This is a genomic window from Phytohabitans houttuyneae, assembly GCF_011764425.1.
GTDB classification, from domain to species: Bacteria; Actinomycetota; Actinomycetes; order Mycobacteriales; family Micromonosporaceae; genus Phytohabitans; species Phytohabitans houttuyneae.
Map to the genome: position 1 here is coordinate 1,031,913 of NZ_BLPF01000003.1, position 21,399 is coordinate 1,053,311.

The following is a 21,399-nucleotide window of genomic DNA, read 5'->3' on the forward strand; positions in this document are numbered from 1 at the left end:
GGCACCGCCCCCGACGGTGCCGCCCGAGACCCCCGAATGGCGCTACGGTCGCGCCTCGTAAACGATGTTGAACGGTGTCTCGGCCACCCGGCGGAAGCTGCCGAAGCCGGCGTCGGTGGCCAGGCGGCGCACCGGCTCCTCGCCGGCCTGGGCGCCCAGCGAGTAGCCGCCCTCCTGGGACAGCGCGTTGGGCACGCACAGGAACGCCGAGAACGAGTAGTAGACCCGGCCCACCGGGTTGAGGTTGTCGCTCACGGTGGGGCCGGCGGCGGGTTCCACGATCATCCAGCTGCCGCCGTCGGCCAGCTGGCGGCGGATGTGCCGGGCGGCGCCGAGCGGGTCGCCCATGTCGTGCAGCGCGTCGAACGTGGTCACCAGGTCGTACGGGCCGCCGCCGAACGACTGCGCGCTGGCCGCCTCGAACCGCACCCGGCCGTCGAGACCCGCGTTCTCGGCGTGCTTGCGGGCCGCCGCGACCGAGTCGCCGTGGTAGTCCGAGCCGGCGAACGTCGACTCGGGGTACTCCCGCGCCATCAGGATCGTCGACGCGCCGTGGCCGCAGCCGACGTCGGCGACCCGGATCCCGGCGCGCAGGCGGGCCTCCACCCCGTCCAGCGCCGGCAGCCAGGAGCTGACCAGGTGCGCGCTGTACCCGGGCCGGAAGAACCGCTCGCACCCGGCGAACACATCGGCGTCGTGCTCGTGCCAGCCCACACCCTCACCGGTGCGGAAGGCCCTGGTGATCTCGTTTTCGGCCTTGAGCGCGCCGAGCGCGAGCTGGAACGCGCCGGGCACGAAGACCGGCCCGTCCGGGTCGGTGAGCGCGAACGCCTGCTCCTCGGTCATCGAGTACTCGCCGCTGGCCGCGTCGAACTGCACGTACCCGCCGGCGGCCTGCCCGCGCAGCCACTCCTCGACGTACCGGGGTGCGGTGCCGGTCCGTTCGGCCAGCTCCTGCGGCCGGGCCGGACCCTGCGCCAGCGCGCGGTACAGCCCCAGCCGGTCGCCGACCACGATGCCGCCGGCCGCCATCGTCGCGCCGAGGTCACCCACGAACCTGTGCAGGAACTCCATGAGCCGGTCTTCGTCGACTGCCATTGCCTTACCTCCTGTGTCGCGTCGTCGTACGGCAGTTCTACGGCGCGCGACGGGTGCGGCGGATCCGTGCTCAATACCGAGGTCGGGGCGGCGCCATACGTACATCGGGTTGCGCCGGATTGCCGACACCGGGCGGGTGGCCGGCGTGCAATGATCCAAAAAATGGGCCGGCAGATCCTCGAACGCGAGCACGAGCTCGCCGAACTCGGCGCCGCCGCGCGGGAGGCCAAGGGCGGCGACGGCTCGATCGTGCTGATCATGGGCGAGCCCGGCATCGGCAAGTCCAGCCTCGTCGACTCGGTGCGCGGCGTGCTGCCCGCCGAGGGGCGGCTGCTGGTCGGGTACTGCGACGACCTCGCCACACCACGCGTCCTCGGCCCGCTGCGCGACCTGATCGGCAGCGTCGGCAAGCGGCTCACCGAGGCGCTGGAGTCCGGCGACCGGGGCGCCGTGATCGACGCGCTCCGCGCCGAGCTGGACTGGCCCGACCACCCCACCGTGCTCGTCGTGGAGGACGTGCACTGGGCCGACGAGGCGACGCTCGACGTGCTGCGCTTCCTGGTCCGGCGGATCGGGCAATTGCCGGTGGTGCTCGTGCTGACGTACCGCGACGAGGAGCTGACCCGCGACCACCCGATGCAGCAGCTGCTCGGCCTCACCTCCGGCGCGCGCCGGGTGCGGCGGCTGCGCCTGGCCCGCCTCTCCCCGGACGCCGTCCGGCGGCTCGGCGCCGACACCGGGATGGACACCGACCGGGTGTACGCGGTGACCGCCGGCAACCCCTTCTACGTGGCCGAGTTCTTCGCCTCCGGCGACGCCGACGGCGTGCCGCCGACCATCTCCGAGGCGGTGACCGCCCGGCTGCGCGACCTCGACGGCCGCACCCGCGACGCGCTGGAGCAGCTGGCCGTCGTACCCTCCACAGTGGAACGCTGGCTGGTCGACGCGGTCGTGCCCGGCGGTTTCGCCTCGCTGGCGGCCGCGGAGCGGCGCGGGGTCCTGACCGCCTCGGCGCGGCGCATCGGCTTCCGCCACGAGCTGACCCGGCGCGCCATCGTGGACTCGATGCCGGCCGTGCGGCGCGTGGCGTGCAACCAGGCGGTGCTGTCCGCGCTGCTCGAACGTCCGGACACTGTGGACGTGTCCCGGATCATGCACCACGCCGCCGAGGCCGGCAGCGACGAGGCCGTCATCCGGCACGGCCCGGCCGCCGCGCGCGAGGCGGTCGCGGCGGGCTCGCACCGCGAGGCGGTCGCGCACTACCGCCTCGTGCTCACCCACCGCGCGCACTTCCCGGTCGACGAGCTGGCGGACCTGCTCGACGGGTACGCCATCGAGTGCTACACGGTCGGCCTCGGCGTCGAGTCCGTGACCGCCCAGCGGGAGGCGATCGAGGCGCGACGCGGCCTCGGCGACCCCCGCGCGCTCGGCCTCAGCCTGCGGTGGCTGTCCCGCATGCAGTGGTGGGCCGGCATGCGCGCCGGCGCCGAGGCGAGCGCCGCCGAGGCCATCGAGATCCTGGAGCCGGCCGGCGACCAGCGGGCCCTGGCGCTGGCGCTCAGCAACCGCTCCCAGCTGTTTGCCCTGGCCGGGCGGAGCACCGAGGCCATCGCGGTGGGGCAGCGGGCCGAGGCGATGGCCCGCGCGCTCGGCGACGCCGGCATCCTGTCGCACGCGCTCAACAACGTCGGCTTCGCCTCCCTGCACGCGGGGATCCCAGAGGGGCGGGGCAAGCTCGAGGAGAGCCTGTCGGTCGCGCTCGCGGCGGGGGAGGTGGAGCACGCCTGCCGGTCGTACACGAACCTGTCCTGGCAGCTCCTCGACGACCTGCGCCTCGACGAGGCCGACCGGCTCCTGCGCGACGCCATCGACCTCGCCGACGAGGGCGAGTTCCTCGGTTTCCTGCGCTACCTGCACCTCACGCTCGGCATGCTCCACCTGCTGCGCGGTGCGTGGGAGGACGCCGAGCGCGAGGCCGACTGGGCGCTGCACGAGGGGCCCACCCAGCGGTGCCCGGCGCTCGCGGTCGCCGGCCGGGCCCGGGTCCGCCGGGGCCAGGAGGGCGGCGACGAGCTTGTCGCCGCGTCGTGGGAGTTGGCCAAGGACCTGGGCGAGGCGCAGCGCCTCGCCCCCGCGGCGAACGCGCTGATCGAGGCCGCCTGGCTGCGCGGCGACGCGGCCGGCGCGGCGTCCGCGGTGGCGCCCTACTACGAGGAGGTGCGGCGGTACGGCGCCAACGCCTTCGCCGCCGAGCTGGGCTACTGGATGCGCCTGGCCGGTGCGCAGGTGCCGCTGGTGGACTCGCCGCACCCGTACGCGCTGCAGGCCGCCGGGCGCTGGCGGGAGGCGGCCGCGCTGTGGGAGCGCGCGGGCTGCCCGTACCACCGGGCGAGCGCCCTGGCCGAAAGCGACGACGCCGACGACCTGCTCGGCGCCCTCGCCACCCTCGACGGCCTGCACGCCGAGCCGCTGGCCCGGCGGGTCCGCCAGCGGCTCAAGGACCTCGGCGTGACCCGGGTGCCGCGCGGCCCGGTACCGTCCACACGCGACAACCCGGCCGGCCTCACCGAGCGCCAGGTCGAGGTCGTGCGGCTGCTCGCGCAAGGGCTGAGCAACGCGGAGATCGCCGCCCGGCTCGTGCTGTCGGTACGCACGGTCGACACGCACGTCGCAGCCGTGCTGGACAAGCTCGACGCCCGTACCCGCCGCGACGCCGCCTCACGCGCGCGGGAGCTCGGCCTGGTCTCCTGACGCCAGGCCGGAACGTCGCTACAGCGCCAGGAGGATCTCCGTGCGCCGGGCCGGGGCGCCGTCGACCGGGGCCGGGTCCTCGGGCGTCGGTGCCACGCCGCCGGCCGCCACCCGGTCGAGGGTGCGCAGGCCGAGCGGCCGGACGCTGCCGAAGATCGTGTAGTTGGGGCGCAGCGCCGAGTCGGCGAAGACCAGGAAGAACTGGCTGCCGTTGGTGTCCGGGCCGGCGTTGGCCATCGCCAGCACCCCGCGGGCGTACACCTTGCGCTCGCCGGTCGGGTCCGTCGGCGCCGGCGGAAGGCCGGTCGGCAGCTCGTCCTTGTACCGGTAGCCCGGGCCGCCCGAGCCGGTGCCGGACGGGTCGCCGCACTGCAGCACCTTCAGCGTCGGGTACGTGGTGAGCCGGTGGCAGATCGTCCGGTTGTAGAACCGGTGCCGCACCAGGTGCAGGAAGCTCTGCACCGTGCACGGCGCCTGCTCGCGGTCGAGCGTGAGCGGGATGAGGCCGAGGTTGGTGATCAGCGTGGTCGTGACCGTGCCGCGGTCGGGGGTGCGCCGGGGGTCGGGCGGCAGCGGGACGGGGCGCGCGGCCGGGTCGTCGGGCGTCTCGGTGTACCCGCACGGCCCCTTCGTGACGCGCGGCGGCGCGTCGGCGGCCTGCGCGGGCGCGGCCCCGGCGGCCAGGAGCAGGGCTGCGGTGAGCACCGTGACGGCGATGCGGCGTGGGACCACGTTGTCCTCCATTGACCGGCGTAGTTGTCCTCACCTGGTCTAACGAACATCGATGCATCCGTCAACCTGTGTAGACAGTGTCTACTGCCCGTGGTAGACACTGTCTATGAGCGAGGACCTGCGAGAGCGGCTGGTCGCGGCCGGCGTGGAGCTGGTGACGCGGGAGGGCAGCGAGATGCTCACACTCCGCGAGATCGCCCGCCGCGCCGGTGTGTCGCACGGCGCGCCGCGGCGCTACTTCCCGACCCACCTGTCGCTGCTGTCCGCCATCGCCCGCCAGGGTTTCCGTGAGCTGGGGGAGCAGGTCGCCCGGCTGTTGAGCGGCGGAGGCACGCCACACGCGCAGCTGGTGGCACTGGGCCGCGCCTATGTCGAGTACGCGGCGGCGAACCGCGGCATGTTCGAGCTGATGTTCCGGCACGACCTGCTGGAGAGCAACCAGCTCGGCCTGCGGGAGACAAGCCTGCCGCTGTTCGAGGTGCTGGTCGAGCTGGTCGCACAGGCCGGCTCTTCGACGCCGCCCGGGGCGCCGTCCGCGCGGGTGGCGGCCGCCGCGCTCTGGGCCAACCTGCACGGCCTCGCCCAGCTCTGGATCTGGGGCAGCCTCCAGCTCGCCACCGACCTGGACGACGTCGAGCCCCTGCTGCGCGCGGCGGTCGACGCCCACGCCGGCCCGGAGGCGGCGTGAGGCGGGCGCGCACCACGCTCGCGGTCAGCGTGGCGGGCGCCATGCTGGTCGCGCTGGACGGCACGGTGCTCACGGTCGCGTACCCGACGCTGCGGCACGACCTGCACGCCACGTTCGCGCAGGTGCAGTGGAGCAGCACCGCGTACCTCATCGCCGTCGCCGCCACCGGCGCCGCGCTGGCCACCCGCCTTCCAACCGGCACCCTGGCCCCCGTCCGGTGACGCGCGCCAGCACCGCGAACCAGAGCGGCTCCGACGTGGGGAGCCGGCGCCACCAACCAGGGGCGACCGGCGATCAGCTCGGCAGACTCGCGAGCGGTCCGGGTGACGCCGCACCAGCACCCGCGACGCAGAGCCGCCCCGAAAATGGGGAGCGGGCCCAGGGCGACCAGGGATCAGCGCGGCAAGCTCGCGAGGACCATGCGCACCAGCTGGGAGTACGTCGTGTCCAGATCCTCCGGCAGCCCGAACCCGCCGCTCGCCTCGATCGACGCGAACCCGTGCACCACCGCGCGCACGCACCGGGTCGTGTGGATGGCCGCGGAGTCGGTCAGGCCGTAGCCGCGCAGCACCGCGAGGAACACCTCCAGCAGCCGCTGCCCCGCCTCGGCCGTGCGCGGCTCGTGCAGCGCGTCGGCGGGGGCGGCCGCGTAGCGGGCGGGGTGCTCGGTGACGTAGGCGCGGTACTCCCGCATCAGCACCTCCACCGCGTCGTCGCCGGAACGGCCCATCACCGCGCGGGAGAAGCGCTCGGTCATCTCCTCCAGCACGCGCGCGGCGACCAGCGTGCGAAGCCCGGCGAGGCTGCCCACGTGCTTGTAGAGCGAGGGGGCGGCGACGCCGGTGCGCTGCGCCACCGCCGCGAGGGTGAGCGCGGCGGCGCCCTGCTCGTCGATGATGGCGAGCGCGGCCTCGACCACGGCAGCGGTGGAGAGGCCCGCACGGTGACTACGCTTCATAGCTGACAAGCTAACGTTATTAGCCGGCGCCGTCAAGCACGCTCGTCGCGACGCTCGGGCGTAGGCCCAGAAACGCCGCCTGGCGCGCGGCGGCCGCATCCAGCGCCGCGGACTCGGGCGGCGTGAGCGCGCGGTAGAGCAGTGCCTCGACGAGCAGTGTGTCCCTTGTGGATGAACGCCGCCAGTGCCCCGCCACCTGCCCGTCCAGCAGTAGCACCCCGTTGGGCACCAGTGTGCCGGCCGGCACCGCGCGGGCCGCGCCGGAGGCGTCGAGCACCCACTTGCTCTCCGCGAACGCCACCACGTACTCGTCGTACCCCTGCACCAGGTGCGCCATCGGCGAGCGCGGCCGTGCCGCGGCGGGCGGCCCCGACCAGTAGGACACGCCGTCGACCACCTCGTGGCGCAGGCGGTCGCCGGCCAGCGCGACCCCGCGCGCGATGTCGGTGAGCGTGAGGCTGGACCACCACCGCAGATCCTTGGCGGTGGCCGGGCCGTGGCTGGTGAAGTAGCGGGTGACAAGCTCGGCGAGCGCGCTGTCCGGGTCGCGCTCCGGTGCCGGCGGGACGCGGGAGTCCAGCAGCGCGTACGTGTGCTGCTTCCCGCGCATCGCCCCGCTGCAGATCAGGCCGTCGAGCTCGGCGTGCATCAGGATGTACGCCATCGCGAAGCCCGCCGTCGGCAGCCCGGCCCCGCCGATCACGCCGGCAAGCTCCTTACGCGTGCGGTGCGCCCCGCCGGCAAGTGCCTCCGCGAGCAGGTCGTGCGCCTTCGCGAAGACGGCGTCGTCGAGGCCGGACTGGCGGTAGTAGTACGCGTTCGTCGCGTGCACCCGCGGCCCGGTGAGCCGCAGCATCCACCGGATGTCGTCGGGCGTCACGAAGTGCCAGGTCGGCCGCAGCACGTGCGTGCGCAGAAACTCACCCGCGTCGAAGGCCCGCTGCACCTCGGCGTCACCGGTGCCGGGCAGCCGCTCACCCAGCGACCACTTCGCCGGCCCGAAGTCCTGCGCCTGCACCGCGCCGAACCACCGCACCACCTCCGCCGGCGTGCCCAGCTGCGGGCCGCCGGCCAGCAACACGCTCGCGAGGCGCCGCTCCGCGATCAAGCTCACGCCCACAGGCTAGGCCAACCATTTCCCGCGCCCGCGTCACCTGCGGACCGCACGCGCGGGCCCCGGGGGAGACGTGAAGCGCAGCGGAGCGTTTTCTTTGGGTGCTTTCCCGCGGGCAACGCGGAGGTCGGCGGCTCGCCAGGGCTCGCCGAGATCCCCGACCTCCGCTGCCAGGCCCGCCGGCCAAGCCCGACCGCGCAACGGTCCGGACCATGGCGGACGTCGCGGCAGCTCACATCTTCGGTCTTGATCAGGGGTGGGCCATCACCAGGACGCCGCGCGCGGGGCCGCCGATCGCCTGGTAGAGGTGGGGGACGTCGCCGGGGAAGCGGATGAAGTCGCCCGGGCCGAGCTCGGCCGGCTCGGTGAGCGGGCCGACGCGGAGGCGGCCGGCGACCACCAGCAGCGACTCGGTCACGCCCGCGGGATGCGGGTCGGCGTGGCGGGCGGTCGTGGCGAACTCCACCTCGTAGAACTCGGCCAGCCGCTGCCCGCGCACCCGGTCGAGCAGGCGGGCGGAGACCGCGCCCTCCACCCGCGTGCCCGCGCCGGCGCGCACCACCTCGACCCGCGTGCGCGCCGGCTCGCCGATGAGGTCGCCCAGCGCGGCGCCGAGCGCGTCCGCGAGCGCGTAGAGGGTGTCGATCGTGGGGTTGCCCCGCCCGGCCTCGAGGTTGGTCAGCGTGGCCCGGCCGACCCCGCTCCGCTCCGCGAGGGCCACGACCGAGAGGCCCCGGGCCTCGCGGATGGCGCGGAGATTGGCGGCGATTCGACTGGCGGGGGAGTCGGTCATGCGCACTATAGTAGTCACCATGACTACTTCAGGAGTCAGAGCGGCGCGCCGCATGTCCGAGATCGTGGGCTTCGGCATCGACCGGGTGGCGCGCTCGGCCGACCGCGTGACCGCGCGCTGGCCCGTGCTGCGCCTGGAAAACCTCGACACCGACCTGCCGCTCCCGCCCGAGGCCGTGCCGGTGACCGCCGCCGCGCTCTCGACGGCGGCGGCCAACTCGTGGCTCCCGTTCACCGGCGACCTCGACCTGCGCGCGGCCATCTCCGACCTGCTCGCCACCCGCACCGGCCACCGCTACGACCCGGTCGAGGAGGTCATCGTGACCAGCGGCGGCACCGAGGCCGCCCTCGACTGCCTGCTCGCCACGATCGACCCGGGCGACGAGGTGGTGCTCGGCGACCCGACGTACGCGGGGCTGGTCAACAGGGTGCGCCTGGTGGGTGGCGTGCCGCGGTTCGCGCCGTACCGGGTGGTGGGCGGCGAGTGGCGCCTCGACCTGGACGCGCTGCGCGCCGCCGTCGGGCCGGCCACCCGCGCGCTGCTGCTGATGAGCCCGTCGATGCCGTCCGGCGCGGTGCTCGACGAGGAGGAGTGGCGCGCGGTCTGCGACCTGTGCCGCGAGCGCGACCTGCTGCTCATCTACGACGGCGCGATGGAGAGCCTGCTCTTCGACGGGCGGCCGTTCGTCCACCCGGTCCGCGAGCCCGGCATGGCGGAGCGCACGCTGGTGATCGGGTCCCTGTCGAAGGAGTTCCGCATGATCGGCTGGCGGGTCGGCTGGGTCGCCGGACCACGGTCCCTTGTGGAGCACGTCGGCTGGGCCCACGTCTACAACACCACGACCCCGGTCGGCATCGCCCGCGCCGGCGCCACCGCCGTCCTGCGCGGCGACCAGTCCCACGTGGCCGAGGCCGCCGCCGAGCTGCAGCGCCGCCGCGACACGATCCTGACCGGCCTCGCCGGACTGCCCCTGGTGCGCCCGGCCGGCGGCTGGTCACTGCTGCTGGACACGGTCGCCATGGGCATCGACCCGGCCGACGCCTCACGCCGCCTGCTGCGCGACGGCGCGGTGGCCGCGACCGCGATGACCGGCTGGGGCGACGCCGTGGCCGCCCGCCACATCCGCTTCGTCTTCAGCGCCGAGCCGGTCGACCGCCTGGCCACCCTGCCGGAGCGCCTGGCCGCGGCGGGCCTCCGCTAGGTCGGATCGGATGTCCCGGAGCGCGCCGGCGTCGCTGGTGCGATGCCCACTGAGTGGTTACCGCACTTGAGCTCGCCCACCGCGGAGGGTGAGGCCGCGGGAGCGACGGTCCGGACCACGACGGACGTCGCGGTAGCCCGGATCTGCTTCGAAGTAGATCTTCTGAACCGCAGCCCACCTTGACGCCGGACGGTCTCCTAGAGGGGCCCGTCCAGGCGGCCGCGCCACGCGCCGAGCACCCGGTCCGCCCCGGTGTCGAGCACACGCTCGAGCAGGGTGGCGTACACGTCGCGGAAGTCGGTCGTGTGCTTGAGGTCGCCGTCGTCCAGGTCGGTCAGGCTCGGCGCGGCGCCGTACAGTCCACCGTGGACGGCCGCGCCGAGCAGGAACACGTTCGAGGCCGTGCCGTGGTCGGTGCCGTCCGAGGCGTTGGCGCGCACCCGCCGGCCAAACTCGGAGTACACCGCGACCACCACCTTCCGCCCGGCGTCGGTGCGGGCCATCCGCTCGGCAAACCCGGCCAGCGCCTTGTCCACCTGGCCGAGCAGCACCGCCTGGGCCTGCTTCTCGTCCGCGTGCGTGTCGAACCCGCCCAGCGACACCGAGAACACCCGCGTCGCCACGCCCGCCTCCACGCACTGCGCGACGAGGTCGAGCTGCGCCTGCAGCGGGCTCGTCGCCCCGCCGGTGGCGGTCGCGCCCTCCGCGCCGTCGCCGGCGTCCGGGTCGTCGTCACCGGCGGCGGCCTGCCGGGCGCCGGCCACGAGCGCGTCGACCGCGAGCAGGTCGGCGAAGCAGGCGGACGCCCGGGCGCGCAGCGCGCTCTCACCCTCCTGCGGCTGGCCGAGCGCGGCCAGCACCGGGTCCGCGAGCGCCTCCCGCACGAGCTGGCGGGTCACCGGCACCGCCGCGCCCGCGCCGCGCTCGCCGGCCAGCAGCACCGGCAGCGCCGGCTCGAAGGAGACCGCAAGGCGCGGGTCGCCGCCGCTCGCGTCGAGCCAGCGCCCCAGCCAGCCGGTGGTGCCGGGCCGGTCCGGCTGCGCGGTCTGCCAGATGTCCATCGACTGGAAGTGGCTGCGGTTGGGCTTCGGGTAGCCGGTGCCGCGCACGATCGCGAGCTGCCCGGCGCCGTACAGCGTGTGCAGCCCCGCCAGCGCGGGGTTGAGGCCGAGCTCACCGTCGACACGCAACACCTCGTCCGCGCCGTAGGCGAGGTCCGGGCGGGCGTCGTGGTAAGCCGGGTCGGCGTAGGGGATGACCGTGTTGAGGCCGTCGTTGCCGCCGTAGAGCGTGACCAGCACGAGCGTGCGGGCGTCCGCGGGCCGGTCGCTCGCCGTCGCGAGGATGTCCCGCAGCGTGTACGCCCCAGCGCCGGCCGCCAGGGCCGCCGCTCCGGTTACCCCGCTGGCGAGCAGAAAGCGGCGCCGCGTCACCGTGTCCATCGTGGAGCCTCCTCAGCAGACGGTGTACTCAGGACTGATCAGCGCGGCGGCCAGGCGCGGCGCGGCGCCTCGGATCGGGGCGAGGGCGGCGCGGGTGCGCGGGCTCCACGCGTCGACGGCGAGCAGCCGCGCGAGCTCGTCCTCGCCGCGGGCGTCCACTGTGGCGGCTTCGGCCAGCAGCCGCGCCAGCCGCGCGCGGGCCTGCAGCGAGGAGGTGGTGAGCCACGCCGCGCCGGAGGGCCAGCCGCCCACGCTCGGCGGCCGCAGCGGCACCTGGCCCATCGCGTCCAGCCCGGACAGCAGCTGCTTGCGCTTCTGCTCGCTCAGGGCCGACGGGCGCACGCCGAGCTGCCGCATCGCGCCGACCGCCCACTCCACCGGCTCCTTCACGTGCTGGCCGGCCGTGGCCGCGAACGCCGGATGGCTGAAGGCGGCCCGCAGGAGCGGGACGGCGGCCGTGCCGGCCAGGTCTTCCGGCGGCGGCACCGCCTCGCTCGCGAAGCGCCGCCACAGCCGCCCGGCCACGAACGTGCGCGCCGCCGGCTGCCGGCACAGCAGCGCCACGAGCGACCGCGCGTCGTACGCCGCCGTCTCGCCGAGGATCGCCTGCGCCGCCGGGTCGTGCCGCCGCCGCACGAACACGGCCGTACCCGTGGCGCGGTCGACCGTCCACCCGGTCAGCGCCCGCGCGCCGGCCTTCACGTCGGCCTCGGTGTAGTGGCCCGGCCCGAGCGTGAACAGCTCCATCAGCTCGCGGGCGAGGTTTTCGTTGGGCGCCTTGCGCGTGTTGCGGTGGCCGTCCAGCCACAGCACCAGCGCGGGGTCGGTCACCATCGCGGTGGCGAGGTCGCGCAGCTCGCCCCGCCCGTACCGGCGGAGGGTGTCGAGCTGCCCGCGCATCAGCACCGCCGACCGTACCTTTTGGACACTCGTCGCCCAGTGGCCGTGCCAGAAGAAGACGAGCTTCTCGCCGAGCTGGTCGTCCGCCGCCACCATCCGGTCAAGCCACCACAGCACCAGCCGCCGCGCCTGCTCCCGCTGCTCCTGGCGGGCCCGCTGGCGCTGCTCGCGGGTGGACTCCTTGGTGAGCGCCGCCGCCGGGTCGGCGCCCAGCTCCGGCGGCGGCGTCTGGCGCGCTCCCGCGTCCGCCGCGCGCGGGCTGAGCAGCCGGTCGACGGTGGCCGCGAACCCGACCCGCGCGGCCGCGTCGACCTCCTGCGCCGTCGGCCCGAACGTGGCCCGGCGCAGCAGCGCCGCCACCTGCTCCCTGTCCGCCATTGCCCCGACCCTAGGGCCTGCACGTTCGAGGAACGTAAGCGCGGCGTTCGGCTCAGGTGGGCGACGGCCCGGCCGCGATCGCCACCGGCACGTGCGGCAGCGGCCGCGAATGCCGCTCCCACACCTCGTCGAAATGGTGCACCATCTGGTCGTAAATGACGCCGCGCCGGGCCCGCATCGTGACCGTCTTCCGGCTCGCGCGGCCGGCGAGATAGGGACCGTAGAAGATCTCGTCGTCGATTCTGAACACGTTCAACAATGGCAGGCACGTGTAGAGCCGGACCTCGATCCGGGGCGGTGTCGCGCCGTTCGGGCTGAGGGACCGCTGCCGTTCGTACTGGGACACGAACTCGCGGATCTCGCCCGCGATCACGCCTTCGGAGAGGCCTTCCTCGCGGTCGCGCTGCGCGGCGAACGGCGAGTCCGGGTCGAGCAGCAGGATGCGCACCTTGGCCCGGGTGGCGAGCGCGCCGAGGTCGGAGATGTAGTCGACCCGGAAGGAGGTGAGGCCGAACCCGATGATGTCCACGTGGTACCGCGCCCGCTGCAGGCGGCTCGCGTACTCCTCGTGCCGGATGCGCCCGCTCCGCTCGTCGTAGATCTGCTGGAGGCCGAACTCGCGGAGCCCTTCGACAAGCTCGACGTTGCGCTGGTTGTGCGCGTAGTACAGGTAGATGAGCACGCCGGCCGATCCGGTGGCGATCAGCGAGGTGCCGATGGAGGTCCAGATCGCGCCGCCGAGGAGGCTGATCGATACGCCGAGAGAAATCATCAGGATGTGGACGAGGTGGTAGATGATCGTCGATGATCTCAGCTTGTCCAGGCGGGCCACGATATCCATTTGTCACTCACATCCGGGCGCCGGAAAAACGTACTCAGCCCATCGTCGTGAGCGTTGTCAAGAATGGCTCGGTAGCCGCTACGCCGGCGTGTGGCGCTCCAGAGTGACGGAAAGCCCGTCGAGGAGCGTGCGCAGGCCGAGCTCGAAGATCTTGTCCAGGTCGAGGTCGTAGCCCGCCTCGCCGAATTCGGCCATCATCCCGGCGAAGCCCGGGTACCGCCCCGATGCGGCGATCGCCTCCATGGCGTGCGCGTTTTGATCCATCCACTCCTCGTCGGTGAGGCCGGACGCCTCCTGTGCCTGCGTCTCGCGCTCCAGGTGGATGGCGAGGCCCTGGATGTGGCTGTAGAGCATGACCAGCACGTCGAGGCGGGCGGTGGCGTCGAGGCCGAACGGACGCAGCGCGGCGTGCATCTGCTCGCTGTGCGTCAGCAGGCCGGTCAGCGGCATCGGCCGGGTCAGTGGGAAGACCTGGGCGAGCCACGGGTGCCGGCGGAACGTTTTCCACAGGGTGCGTGCGGCCCGCTCGATCAGGGCGCGCCAGTCGTCGGGCTGTGGATCGGGATAGCCGAGCTCGCCGAACGCCGCGTCCGCCATCAGCAGCACCAGGTCGTCCTTGCTGGCCACATGCCGGTACGTCGACATAGTGGCCACCCTCAACTTCGCCGCCACGCCGCGCATAGACAGCCCGTCGAGCCCTTCGGCGTCGGCGATCTCGATGGCCGCCCGCACGATCCGCTGGCGGGTGAGGTCACCGTCGGGAGCGCGGGTGGCGGCGGCCGGCCGGGCGGCGGGTGCCGGCGCGGACGGCGAAGGCTCCGTCGACGCGACGAACGTCCCGGAGCGTGGCCGGGCCTCCAGCACGCCCTCCTGGCACAGCAGCGCCATCGCCTTCGTCGCGGTCGCCAGCGCCACACCCCACTCCTTGGCCAGTCGCCGCGTGGACGGCATGCGGTCGCCGGGCGCGAGGCGCCCGTCGGCGATCCTGGCACGGACGTCGCTGACGATCCGCTGGTACGGCGCGACCGCCATCCTCGACCTCCCTGAGCTAGTACAGATAGCCCTGTCATAGTACACATCCGCGCTTGCTGCCCGTATGCGTACGCCGTACAGTCAGATGCGTACACGGTACATGCAGATCACGGGAGGCAGTGTCATGAAGGTTCTCATCTCCGGAGCGAGCGTCGCCGGTCCCGCGCTGGCCTACTGGCTGGCCCGCCACGGCGTCACCCCCACCATCGTGGAGAGCGCGCCCGCGCCCCGTCCCGGCGGGCAGGCCATCGACGTGCGCGGCGCCGCGCTGACCGTGGTCGAGCGCATGGGGCTGCTGGAGGAGGTGCGCGCCGCCCGTACCCAGATGCTGGGCATGTCCATGGTGGACAACGCCGGCAACGAGCTGATGCGCTCGACCGAGCACACCCAGAGCGGCGGCCGCCTGGACGGCGACGACATCGAGGTGCTCCGCGAAGATCTCACCGCACTGCTCGCCACGCGGACCAGCGACGTGGAGTACATCTTCGGCGACTCGATCCGCGCCATCCACCAGGACGCGGATGGTGTGGACGTCACGTTCGAGCGCGGCGCCCCACGCCGATTCGACCTTGTGGTGGGCGCCGACGGCCTGCACTCCAACGTGCGGCGCCTCGCGTTCGGCCCGGAGGAGCGCTTCGCCCAACACCTGGGCAGCTACGTCGCCGTCTTCACCGCCGACAACGTGCTCGGCCTCGACCGCTGGCAGGTGTGGCTCAACGACGGCGAGGCGGGTGCCGGCATCTACACCGCCCGCGACAACGCCGAGCTGCGCGTCAACATCGGCTTCATGTCCGGCCCGCTGGCGTACGACCGCCGCGACCTCGACGCGCAGCGCCAGCTGATCGCCGACCGCACCGCCGGCCTCGGCTGGGAGATCCCGCGGCTGCTCAAGGCGATGTGGCAGGCCCCCGACTTCTACTTCGACGCGATGGCCCAGATCCACATGGACACCTGGTCGGCCGGCCGCGTCACCCTCGTCGGCGACGCCGCGCACTGCGCCTCACCCCTGTCCGGGCAGGGCACGAGCCTGGCCCTGGTCGGCGCCTACCTCCTGGCTGACGAGCTGGCGCGCGGATTCGACGGCGCGCTGGTCCGGGACCTCGACGGCGCGCTGGGCCGGTACGAGGCGAGGATGCGGCCGTTCGCCGAAGTCAACCAGGCGCTCGCCACCGAAAACCCCGGCAGCCCGGCGTCGGAGGAGTCGATGGAGCGCGCCAATCACGCCATCACCCTCTGACGGGTGGTGTCGGCAAGTCGTCTCGGCGCGTGTTGCGAAGGCCCTTAGGGTCAATTGTCATGGCCGGTTCGCAGTACACGTTGGAGGCTGCCCGCGAAATCCTGGCGGGCAAACAGTCGTCGGCTGTTAAGGTGCTCGACCGGCTCCTCGGCGTCGGCATCCTTGCCGCCGGCCCGGTAGGCGTGGCGACGGGTCAGCCATGGCTGCTGGCGGCGTGGGGCTGGATGGATCAGAAAAACGAGCTGGTCGCCCGCTTGCACGAGTTGGTCGCGAAAGGTCACGGCAAGCTGCGCAATGCGACCGGCGGCCGCCGGTACGAGGTACTCGCCGCGACTCATACGGCGCTCGTCGTAGGGTCGTTCTTCGCGAGCCTACGCGAGGTGATCGGTCCGACCTATGCGGAGTTGGGTCTGACCGAAAGGGACATCGAGCGAATGGCGGTCGAGGAGTCGTCATTGACGAGGTTTAGCGGGATCGTTCGTGCGGTTTCGCAGAGCACACTTCCACTGCCAGGGGCCGACGGCGGATTCGAACAAAATCTCGCCCAACGTATCCATCCGTATTACCAGGATCTTGCCGCCGAGTGCCTTCGGTACTTTCGGGGACTGGAAGCCTGGGTGCGACGGTTCGGCGAACACGACGGTCTCCGGCCCTTGTGGACCGAGATTGCAGCACATGCCGCCCATCGGTACCGCGCGGAGTACCTCGCCCTAGCATCCGATGTGCCAGAGTTCGGGATTTGGGCCCAGTTCGGCGAGCATCACGCCGAGCAGAGCGCTCTCCGCCGGCTCGAGGAACTAGTCGGCGGGCTTGTCAGCATCACCCGCGGACCGGCCGCTGTCCGCGCGGCGATCGCTGGAATCAACCGCTCCATCCTGGACCGGGACATCGTGGAGCTGGACGAAACGGCGAGATTAACAGCGGTCCGCGTCCCCACCGTCGCGGATGGCTACGTCGAGCCCCATTTCCGATGGGCAACGTCGGGTTCCGGCGCTCGACCTGCGGACGAGGGCTGGTGGAAGGGTCAGAAGCGGGAGACGGACCTCGGTCATTTCCTTGCGGCCCACTTTGCTTCTCCTGAAGCAGCCTGCCGGCCACTCGTCATCCTCGGGCATCCCGGCGCTGGCAAAAGCTTGTTCGCCAAGGTATGCGCGGCGCGACTGGCCGCAACCGATGCGTTCGTCACCGTGCGGGTCCCGCTGCGAGACGTACCTGACCCGTCCGCGAGTGTCTACCGACAGATCGCGGATGTCCTGCAGGAGTCGACCCATGGGAAGGTGGAGTGGGCCGGGCTGTGCGAGGCCAGCAAGCAACTCGTCCGCGTCGTGCTTATCGACGGCCTTGATGAGCTGATGCAAGCGACGGGTGCTACCGAGTCGCAGTACCTCCGCAACGTCGTCGATTTCCAACGCACCGAGGCCGCGTCCACCGGTCCTGTTGCGGTGGTGGTCACATCCCGGACAGTGGTTGCCGATCTGGCGACGATCCCTCCGGGTTGCATCATTGTGAAGTTGGAGGAGTTCACCGACGAGCAGATCGATACCTGGGTTGATCGGTGGAGTGCAGCCAACGCGACTGCCGTGGCTAGCGGCGAAGTCAAGCGTGTCGAGGCCGCGTCATTGCGCGAGTATGGCGACCTCGCGCGCCAACCGCTCCTGCTCCTCCTGCTCGCCATCGTCGCGGCGGAGCGTGAGCTGCCGTCGAGCGAAACATCAGCGGACCTCTACCGCCTATTGCTCGACGACTTTATACGGCGTGAACTCGTTCGCCCCGACCGCGGCTCGGACCACCTTACCTATGCGGAGCGGCGGATCTCGGAGCTGTGGAAGCTTGGCTTGGTCGCCTTCGGCATGCTCAACCGCGGGCAGCAACACCTGCACGAGCAGGACTTGGCAGCCGACTTGGCGGCCCTTCCCCCGCCGACTCCGCCTATGGAAAGTAGAGGGCGCGACGTTGGTCGTAACCTGGAGCCAGCGCGGCGCGTGGTGGGGCGGTTCTTCTTTGTTCACACAGCTGAGGCCGAGGCCGGTGCGGGCGGGCGCAGCTACGAGTTTCTTCACGCGACGTTCGGCGATTACCTGATCGCCCATCACACCGTGGAACTGTTGCGTGACGCCGCCGCCGTCCGAAGGCTCCGTACGACCTCGCAGCAGTGGGACGACGACCTTCTCTTTGCTCTCCTGTCACACGCTCTGCTCGTAGCGTTCGGCTCGCGGGCCATTCAATTCTTCGGCGAACTCGTCGGAAACGACGAGGAGGTCGCGGCGGTCCTGGAGCACATAACGGTCCTAGCCCACGAGCGTTGGGGCAAGGGGCGCTGCGCTGCCTATGACCCCTCCGCGCTGAGTGCCGCCTCTCGACTCGCGGCTTATACCGCAAACGCGGTCTCCTTGAGACTGTCGATGGCGACCATTCCCGTTCCTCTGCACCGACTCTGTCCGAAGGGCGCAAACCTACACGAATGGTGGCCAAGGCAGGTCCGACTCTGGACTGCGGTGTTGCCGATGGCTCAGTGGGGGCCGCTCGTCAGCTCGATCCGCCGTGAGGGGCAACTCGCCCAGTTCTGACCTGGAGAACGTCGAGCGGCTATTTCGAGGACGCAGCCGCAATGCTCGCCCTCGACGACTATGGCGCGGCGAAGCTTGCGGCCGGCCGCGCCCTGATGGCACCGGAGGACCACCCGGTAGGCGGCGACTTAGACCCACCCGCAACCGCGGAATCGTTAGCGCTCTTGTTGCGTAGATGGATGCCGGGGGAGCCGTTCGTCGCGCTCATTTCGGCGGCGGACGAATTGCCCTGGTATCTGCAACGGCTGGCACGGGCCGTCTGCGACCGCCACGGCGCCTATCTACCTGCGCGTGCAGCGGCCCCCGCATTAAGCCTGCTTGAGGACGATCGCACAGACTCAGCCGAGGAGAGCTGGGCCGCACTTCGTGTTCGGCTTCCCGAGATGGATCCGGACAGTTTTGTGGCGAGGCGTGTGCCACTCGCCCGAGTAATGCTCGAGCTCGCCGCCCTGATTGACGACGAAGGCGGCGCACGGAGGCGGGAGGCGTTGTCCGAGGCGGCCGAAGAATACGCAACAACCCCTGAAGGGCGCGCTGTCATCGCGATGCCGCCCGAACTTGCCCGTCGCCTTATCCCAGAGCTGGCAGTCTCACTACTACGCCGGAAGGAGAAGAACAATCACGATTAGGATTGCCAGCTCTTGGTGCCCGCCGGCAGGTCGACCGGAGGGTGGCCGGCCGCCTCGATGCGCCACGCCGCGGCCGGCCCGCTCCGCCGGACGCCCGCCGGGCCGACCGTGAAGGTCGCGACCGTCGTCCCGTCCGCGGCCGGGATCTCCACCGCCGTCTCGGTCTCCACGTCGAACAGGCGCAGCGTCACGCCGTCCGCGTAGTCGTAGTCCGGGCGGTCGTCGCGGGCACCCCACGCCAGCGCAGTCCCCGGGCGCACGTAGACCGGCACCATGTCGAAGCCGCACACCTCGCGGACCCAGCGCGGCCCTTCCACCACCTCGCCGGTCAGCAGGTGCGTCCAGCGGCCGGCCGGGACGTAGTACGCCGTCTCGCCCGACGTGGAGAAGACCGGCGCGACGAGCAGGCCGTCGCCCAGCATGTACTGGCGGTCCAGGTGGGTGCAGGCCGGGTCGTCCGGAAACTCGGCGACCATCGGGCGCATGACGGGGACGCCCTCGCGGTGTGCGGTGACGGCGGACGCGAACAGGTACGGCATCAGGCGGTTCTTCAGCCGGGTGAACGCGCGCAGCACGTCCACCGCCTCGTCGTCGAAGAGCCACGGCACGCGGTAGCTCTGGTTGCCGTGCAGGCGGCTGTGCGAGCTGAGCAGCCCGAAGGGGATCCACCGCTTGAAGACGGCCGGGTCGGGGCGGCCCTCGAAGCCGCCGATGTCGTGGCTCCAGAAACCGAAGCCGGACATGGACAGCGACAGCCCGCCGCGCAGGCTCTCGGCCATCGACTCCAGTGTGGACTCGCTGTCGCCGCCCCAGTGGACCGGAAACTTCTGCCCGCCGGCGGTCGCGGACCGGGCGTAGAGGACCGCCTCGGCCTCGCCGCGGTGCTCGCGCAGGAGCTCGAAGACCGTCTCGTTGTACAGGTGGGTGTAGTAGTTGTGCATCCGCTCGGGGTCGGAGCCGTCGTGCCACACCACATCGGTGGGGATCCGCTCGCCGAAGTCGGACTTGAAGCAGTCGACGCCGAGGTCGAGCTGGGCGCGCAGCTTGTCGGCGTACCACCGGCGGGCGGCCGGGTTGGTGAAGTCGACGAGCCCCATCCCGGCCTGCCACTTGTCGGTCTGCCAGACGCCGCCGTCGGGCGTGCGTACCAGGAAGCCGGCGGCCGAGCCCTCGGCGAACAGCGCCGAGCGCTGCGCGATGTACGGGTTGATCCACAGGCTGATGCGCAGGCCCCGCTCGCGCAGCCGCTTCAGCATCCCGCGCGGGTCGGGAAACGTGCGCGGGTCCCACTCGAAGTCGCACCAGTGAAACTCGCGCATCCAGAACGTGTCGAAGTGGAACACCGACAGCGGGATGTCGCGCGCGGCCATGCCGTCCACGAAGGACGTAACGGTCTGCTCGTCGTAGGAGGTGGTGAACGACGTGGTCAGCCACAGCCCGAACGACCACGGCGGCGGCAGCGCGGGCCGGCCGGTCAGCGCGGTGTACTTGCGCAGGATCTCCTTCGGCGTCGGACCGTGGATGACGAAGTACCGCAGCGCCTGGCCCTCCACGCTGAACTGCACCCGCGAGACCGCCTCCGACCCCACCTCGTACGAGACGAGGCCGGGGTGGTCGACGAAGACGCCGTAGCCGGCGTTGGTGAGGAAGAACGGCACGTTCTTGTACGCCTGCTCGCTGCTGGTGCCGCCGTCCGCGTTCCAGATGTCGACGGTCTGGCCGTTCTTCACGAACGCGCCGAAGCGCTCGCCGAGCCCGTACACGCACGCGCCGACGCCCAGCGTCAGCTGCTCGCGCACGTAGTGGTGCCCGCCGTCCTCGATGAGCGCCATCGCCTTGTACCCGCTGGACGTCAGCACCTTCCCGCCGGCGACGAACTCCACCCGCCACGGGTCGCGCTGGAAGCGCACCGACAGCGACCCGGAGGTGAGCGTGAGCCCGTCGACCGACGCCGCGCCGTCCACACCGGACAGCTCGAACGACGGGCCGCGCGACACCCCGCCGGCGAAGTGGGACACCGTCAACCCGATCACGTCCGGCATCGGCGACTCGGCCCGCACCGTCACGAGTGGACGGTTGAGCGTGTCGCCGCGGTGCTCCAGGCGCTTTGTCGGCGCGTACACGGTGAGCGAGTCGCGGTCGGCGGTGTGGTCGTGCACCTGGGCGGGGTACAGGGGCCGCACGCCCTCGCGCATGTGCCAGTAGCCGTCGGAGAATTTCAAGGCGACTCCACTACTACTTGATCGCCCCGGACATCACGCCCCGGGACAGGGTCCGCTGGAAGATGAGGAAGAACAGGATCGCGGGCAGGATGCCGAGCAGCGCCGAGGCGCTCGTCGTGGTGGCGTCCATCAGCCGGTCGCCCTGCAGCACGCCGAGCGCGACCGGCACGGTCTGCTTGTCGTTCGAGATGAGGAACACGAGCGGGAGGAAGAACTCGTTCCACGTCCAGATGAAGAAGAACGTGAAGAGCACCGACAGGCTCGGCCAGCTGATCGGCACGACCACCCGCCACAGCGTGCGCACCTTGCCGGCGCCGTCGATCGCGGCCGCCTCCAGCATCTCGCGGGGAAGGCGGCGAAGACCGAGGAGAGCAGGTACGTGCCGAACGCGCTCTGTATCGCCGTGAAGATGATGACGACCGCGAGCTGGCTGTTGTAGAGACCGACCTCTTTGGACAGGTAGTAGAGCGGGTAGACCAGCGCCTCCTGGGGCAGGAGGTTGGCCAGCAGGAAGAAGACGAGGAACGCGGAGCGGCCGCGGACCCGGCCGATGCCCAGCGCGTACGCGTTGAGCACCGAGATGACGACCGCCAGCACCGCGACGGAGAAGGCGATGACGAAGCTGTTGAAGAGCTTCTCGCCGAAGTCGACCCGGATCCAGAAGTCGGTGATCCCCTTGAAGTACAGCCCGTTCGGCAGCGAGAGCGGCCCGTCCGTCGCGTACTCGTCGGGGCTCTTGACCGCGTTGACCGCCACCAGCGCGAACGGCGCCAGCACCAGCAGCACCAGCACGGTCAGCGTGGCCAGGACCGCCGG

The 21,399-nt window shown here is 71.8% G+C and carries 18 protein-coding genes; 7 read left to right on the forward strand and 11 right to left on the reverse strand.

Going from position 1 to position 21,399, the window contains the following annotated elements:
* Positions 1 to 42 precede the first annotated feature (42 nt).
* On the reverse strand, positions 43 to 1,098 hold the full coding sequence (locus Phou_RS39575; protein WP_173067338.1) for a class I SAM-dependent methyltransferase: 1,056 nt from the start codon (positions 1,096 to 1,098) through the stop codon (positions 43 to 45).
* 162 nt (positions 1,099 to 1,260) lie between these two features.
* Here Phou_RS39575 and Phou_RS39580 point away from each other — a divergent pair, with 162 nt between their 5' ends.
* Entirely contained in the window at positions 1,261 to 3,849 is a 2,589-nt protein-coding gene (locus Phou_RS39580; RefSeq protein WP_173067341.1) for an ATP-binding protein, read from the forward strand.
* Positions 3,850 to 3,867: 18 nt separating this feature from the next.
* Here the strand turns inward: Phou_RS39580 and Phou_RS39585 are convergent, their stop codons facing one another.
* A complete protein-coding gene (locus tag Phou_RS39585) occupies positions 3,868 to 4,593 on the reverse strand; it encodes a peptidylprolyl isomerase (protein ID WP_173067344.1) in 726 nt (241 codons plus the stop codon).
* Between the two features lie 94 nt (positions 4,594 to 4,687).
* On the opposite strand from Phou_RS39585, the gene Phou_RS39590 reads away from it, so the two are divergent.
* Positions 4,688 to 5,269, forward strand: coding sequence for a TetR/AcrR family transcriptional regulator (locus Phou_RS39590; RefSeq protein WP_173067347.1), 582 nt, complete (start codon positions 4,688 to 4,690; stop codon positions 5,267 to 5,269).
* Positions 5,266 to 5,490 carry a hypothetical protein gene (locus tag Phou_RS39595; RefSeq protein WP_173065073.1) on the forward strand — a complete coding sequence of 75 codons (225 nt, stop codon included), beginning with the start codon at positions 5,266 to 5,268 and terminating at the stop codon, positions 5,488 to 5,490. Before Phou_RS39590 ends, Phou_RS39595 begins: the two co-directional genes overlap by 4 nt.
* A 173-nt stretch (positions 5,491 to 5,663) precedes the next feature.
* Here Phou_RS39595 and Phou_RS39600 read toward each other — a convergent pair whose 3' ends face one another.
* The 3 genes from Phou_RS39600 to Phou_RS39610 all read right to left on the reverse strand — a co-directional run bounded on the left by Phou_RS39600 (position 5,664) and on the right by Phou_RS39610 (position 8,134).
* On the reverse strand, positions 5,664 to 6,227 hold the full coding sequence (locus tag Phou_RS39600) for a TetR/AcrR family transcriptional regulator (protein WP_173067349.1): 564 nt from the start codon (positions 6,225 to 6,227) through the stop codon (positions 5,664 to 5,666).
* A gap of 19 nt (positions 6,228 to 6,246) precedes the next feature.
* Positions 6,247 to 7,341 carry a winged helix DNA-binding domain-containing protein gene (locus tag Phou_RS39605; RefSeq protein WP_173067351.1) on the reverse strand — a complete coding sequence of 365 codons (1,095 nt, stop codon included), beginning with the start codon at positions 7,339 to 7,341 and terminating at the stop codon, positions 6,247 to 6,249.
* Between the two features lie 250 nt (positions 7,342 to 7,591).
* Complete coding sequence (locus Phou_RS39610) at positions 7,592 to 8,134, reverse strand: helix-turn-helix domain-containing protein (protein ID WP_173067354.1); 543 nt, start codon at positions 8,132 to 8,134, stop codon at positions 7,592 to 7,594.
* Positions 8,135 to 8,153: 19 nt separating this feature from the next.
* Between Phou_RS39610 and Phou_RS39615 the strand changes: the two genes are divergently transcribed.
* On the forward strand, positions 8,154 to 9,335 hold the full coding sequence (locus Phou_RS39615; RefSeq protein ID WP_218579496.1) for a pyridoxal phosphate-dependent aminotransferase: 1,182 nt from the start codon (positions 8,154 to 8,156) through the stop codon (positions 9,333 to 9,335).
* A gap of 197 nt (positions 9,336 to 9,532) precedes the next feature.
* Here the strand turns inward: Phou_RS39615 and Phou_RS39620 are convergent, their stop codons facing one another.
* The 4 genes from Phou_RS39620 to Phou_RS39635 form a co-directional block, all read right to left on the reverse strand.
* On the reverse strand, positions 9,533 to 10,777 hold the full coding sequence (locus Phou_RS39620) for a DUF1501 domain-containing protein (protein WP_173067357.1): 1,245 nt from the start codon (positions 10,775 to 10,777) through the stop codon (positions 9,533 to 9,535).
* A gap of 12 nt (positions 10,778 to 10,789) precedes the next feature.
* Positions 10,790 to 12,055 carry a DUF1800 domain-containing protein gene (locus Phou_RS39625; protein WP_173067359.1) on the reverse strand — a complete coding sequence of 422 codons (1,266 nt, stop codon included), beginning with the start codon at positions 12,053 to 12,055 and terminating at the stop codon, positions 10,790 to 10,792.
* A gap of 52 nt (positions 12,056 to 12,107) precedes the next feature.
* Positions 12,108 to 12,896, reverse strand: coding sequence for a DUF5919 domain-containing protein (locus Phou_RS39630; protein WP_173067362.1), 789 nt, complete (start codon positions 12,894 to 12,896; stop codon positions 12,108 to 12,110).
* A 78-nt stretch (positions 12,897 to 12,974) separates the two neighbouring features.
* On the reverse strand, positions 12,975 to 13,928 hold the full coding sequence (locus tag Phou_RS39635; RefSeq protein ID WP_173067366.1) for a TetR/AcrR family transcriptional regulator C-terminal domain-containing protein: 954 nt from the start codon (positions 13,926 to 13,928) through the stop codon (positions 12,975 to 12,977).
* A 124-nt stretch (positions 13,929 to 14,052) separates the two neighbouring features.
* On the opposite strand from Phou_RS39635, the gene Phou_RS39640 reads away from it, so the two are divergent.
* The 3 genes from Phou_RS39640 to Phou_RS39650 are packed head-to-tail and all read left to right on the forward strand — an operon-like array spanning position 14,053 to position 18,361.
* On the forward strand, positions 14,053 to 15,165 hold the full coding sequence (locus Phou_RS39640) for an FAD-dependent monooxygenase (RefSeq protein WP_173067368.1): 1,113 nt from the start codon (positions 14,053 to 14,055) through the stop codon (positions 15,163 to 15,165).
* A 59-nt stretch (positions 15,166 to 15,224) separates the two neighbouring features.
* Complete coding sequence (locus Phou_RS39645) at positions 15,225 to 17,732, forward strand: NACHT domain-containing protein (RefSeq protein WP_173067372.1); 2,508 nt, start codon at positions 15,225 to 15,227, stop codon at positions 17,730 to 17,732.
* Between the two features lie 41 nt (positions 17,733 to 17,773).
* Positions 17,774 to 18,361: a hypothetical protein gene (locus Phou_RS39650; protein ID WP_173067375.1), complete on the forward strand. Its 588-nt coding sequence runs from the start codon at positions 17,774 to 17,776 to the stop codon at positions 18,359 to 18,361.
* On the opposite strand, the gene yicI is transcribed toward Phou_RS39650, so the two are convergent.
* On the reverse strand, positions 18,358 to 20,583 hold the full coding sequence (gene yicI, locus Phou_RS39655; RefSeq protein WP_173067378.1) for an alpha-xylosidase: 2,226 nt from the start codon (positions 20,581 to 20,583) through the stop codon (positions 18,358 to 18,360). The two genes, Phou_RS39650 and yicI, sit on opposite strands and share 4 nt — an antisense overlap.
* 13 nt (positions 20,584 to 20,596) lie before the next feature.
* Complete coding sequence (locus tag Phou_RS53835) at positions 20,597 to 20,923, reverse strand: ABC transporter permease subunit (protein WP_246274254.1); 327 nt, start codon at positions 20,921 to 20,923, stop codon at positions 20,597 to 20,599.
* Positions 20,924 to 21,399 lie beyond the last annotated feature (476 nt).

Excerpts from the sequence above, each read along its gene's own strand:
- Phou_RS39585 (WP_173067344.1), bottom strand. The coding sequence starts at position 4,593 with ATGGAGGACAACGTGGTCCCACGCCGCATCGCCGTCACGGTGCTCACC.
- Phou_RS39640 (WP_173067368.1), top strand. The coding sequence starts at position 14,053 with ATGAAGGTTCTCATCTCCGGAGCGAGCGTCGCCGGTCCCGCGCTGGCC.
- Phou_RS39630 (WP_173067362.1), bottom strand. The coding sequence starts at position 12,896 with ATGGATATCGTGGCCCGCCTGGACAAGCTGAGATCATCGACGATCATC.
- Phou_RS39635 (WP_173067366.1), bottom strand. The coding sequence starts at position 13,928 with ATGGCGGTCGCGCCGTACCAGCGGATCGTCAGCGACGTCCGTGCCAGG.
- Phou_RS53835 (WP_246274254.1), bottom strand. The coding sequence starts at position 20,923 with ATGCTGGAGGCGGCCGCGATCGACGGCGCCGGCAAGGTGCGCACGCTG.
- Phou_RS39580 (WP_173067341.1), top strand. The coding sequence starts at position 1,261 with ATGGGCCGGCAGATCCTCGAACGCGAGCACGAGCTCGCCGAACTCGGC.
- Phou_RS39590 (WP_173067347.1), top strand. The coding sequence starts at position 4,688 with ATGAGCGAGGACCTGCGAGAGCGGCTGGTCGCGGCCGGCGTGGAGCTG.
- Phou_RS39610 (WP_173067354.1), bottom strand. The coding sequence starts at position 8,134 with ATGACCGACTCCCCCGCCAGTCGAATCGCCGCCAATCTCCGCGCCATC.
- Phou_RS39625 (WP_173067359.1), bottom strand. The coding sequence starts at position 12,055 with ATGGCGGACAGGGAGCAGGTGGCGGCGCTGCTGCGCCGGGCCACGTTC.
- Phou_RS39600 (WP_173067349.1), bottom strand. The coding sequence starts at position 6,227 with ATGAAGCGTAGTCACCGTGCGGGCCTCTCCACCGCTGCCGTGGTCGAG.
- Phou_RS39645 (WP_173067372.1), top strand. The coding sequence starts at position 15,225 with ATGGCCGGTTCGCAGTACACGTTGGAGGCTGCCCGCGAAATCCTGGCG.
- Phou_RS39650 (WP_173067375.1), top strand. The coding sequence starts at position 17,774 with ATGCTCGCCCTCGACGACTATGGCGCGGCGAAGCTTGCGGCCGGCCGC.
- Phou_RS39620 (WP_173067357.1), bottom strand. The coding sequence starts at position 10,777 with ATGGACACGGTGACGCGGCGCCGCTTTCTGCTCGCCAGCGGGGTAACC.
- Phou_RS39615 (WP_218579496.1), top strand. The coding sequence starts at position 8,154 with ATGACTACTTCAGGAGTCAGAGCGGCGCGCCGCATGTCCGAGATCGTG.
- Phou_RS39575 (WP_173067338.1), bottom strand. The coding sequence starts at position 1,098 with ATGGCAGTCGACGAAGACCGGCTCATGGAGTTCCTGCACAGGTTCGTG.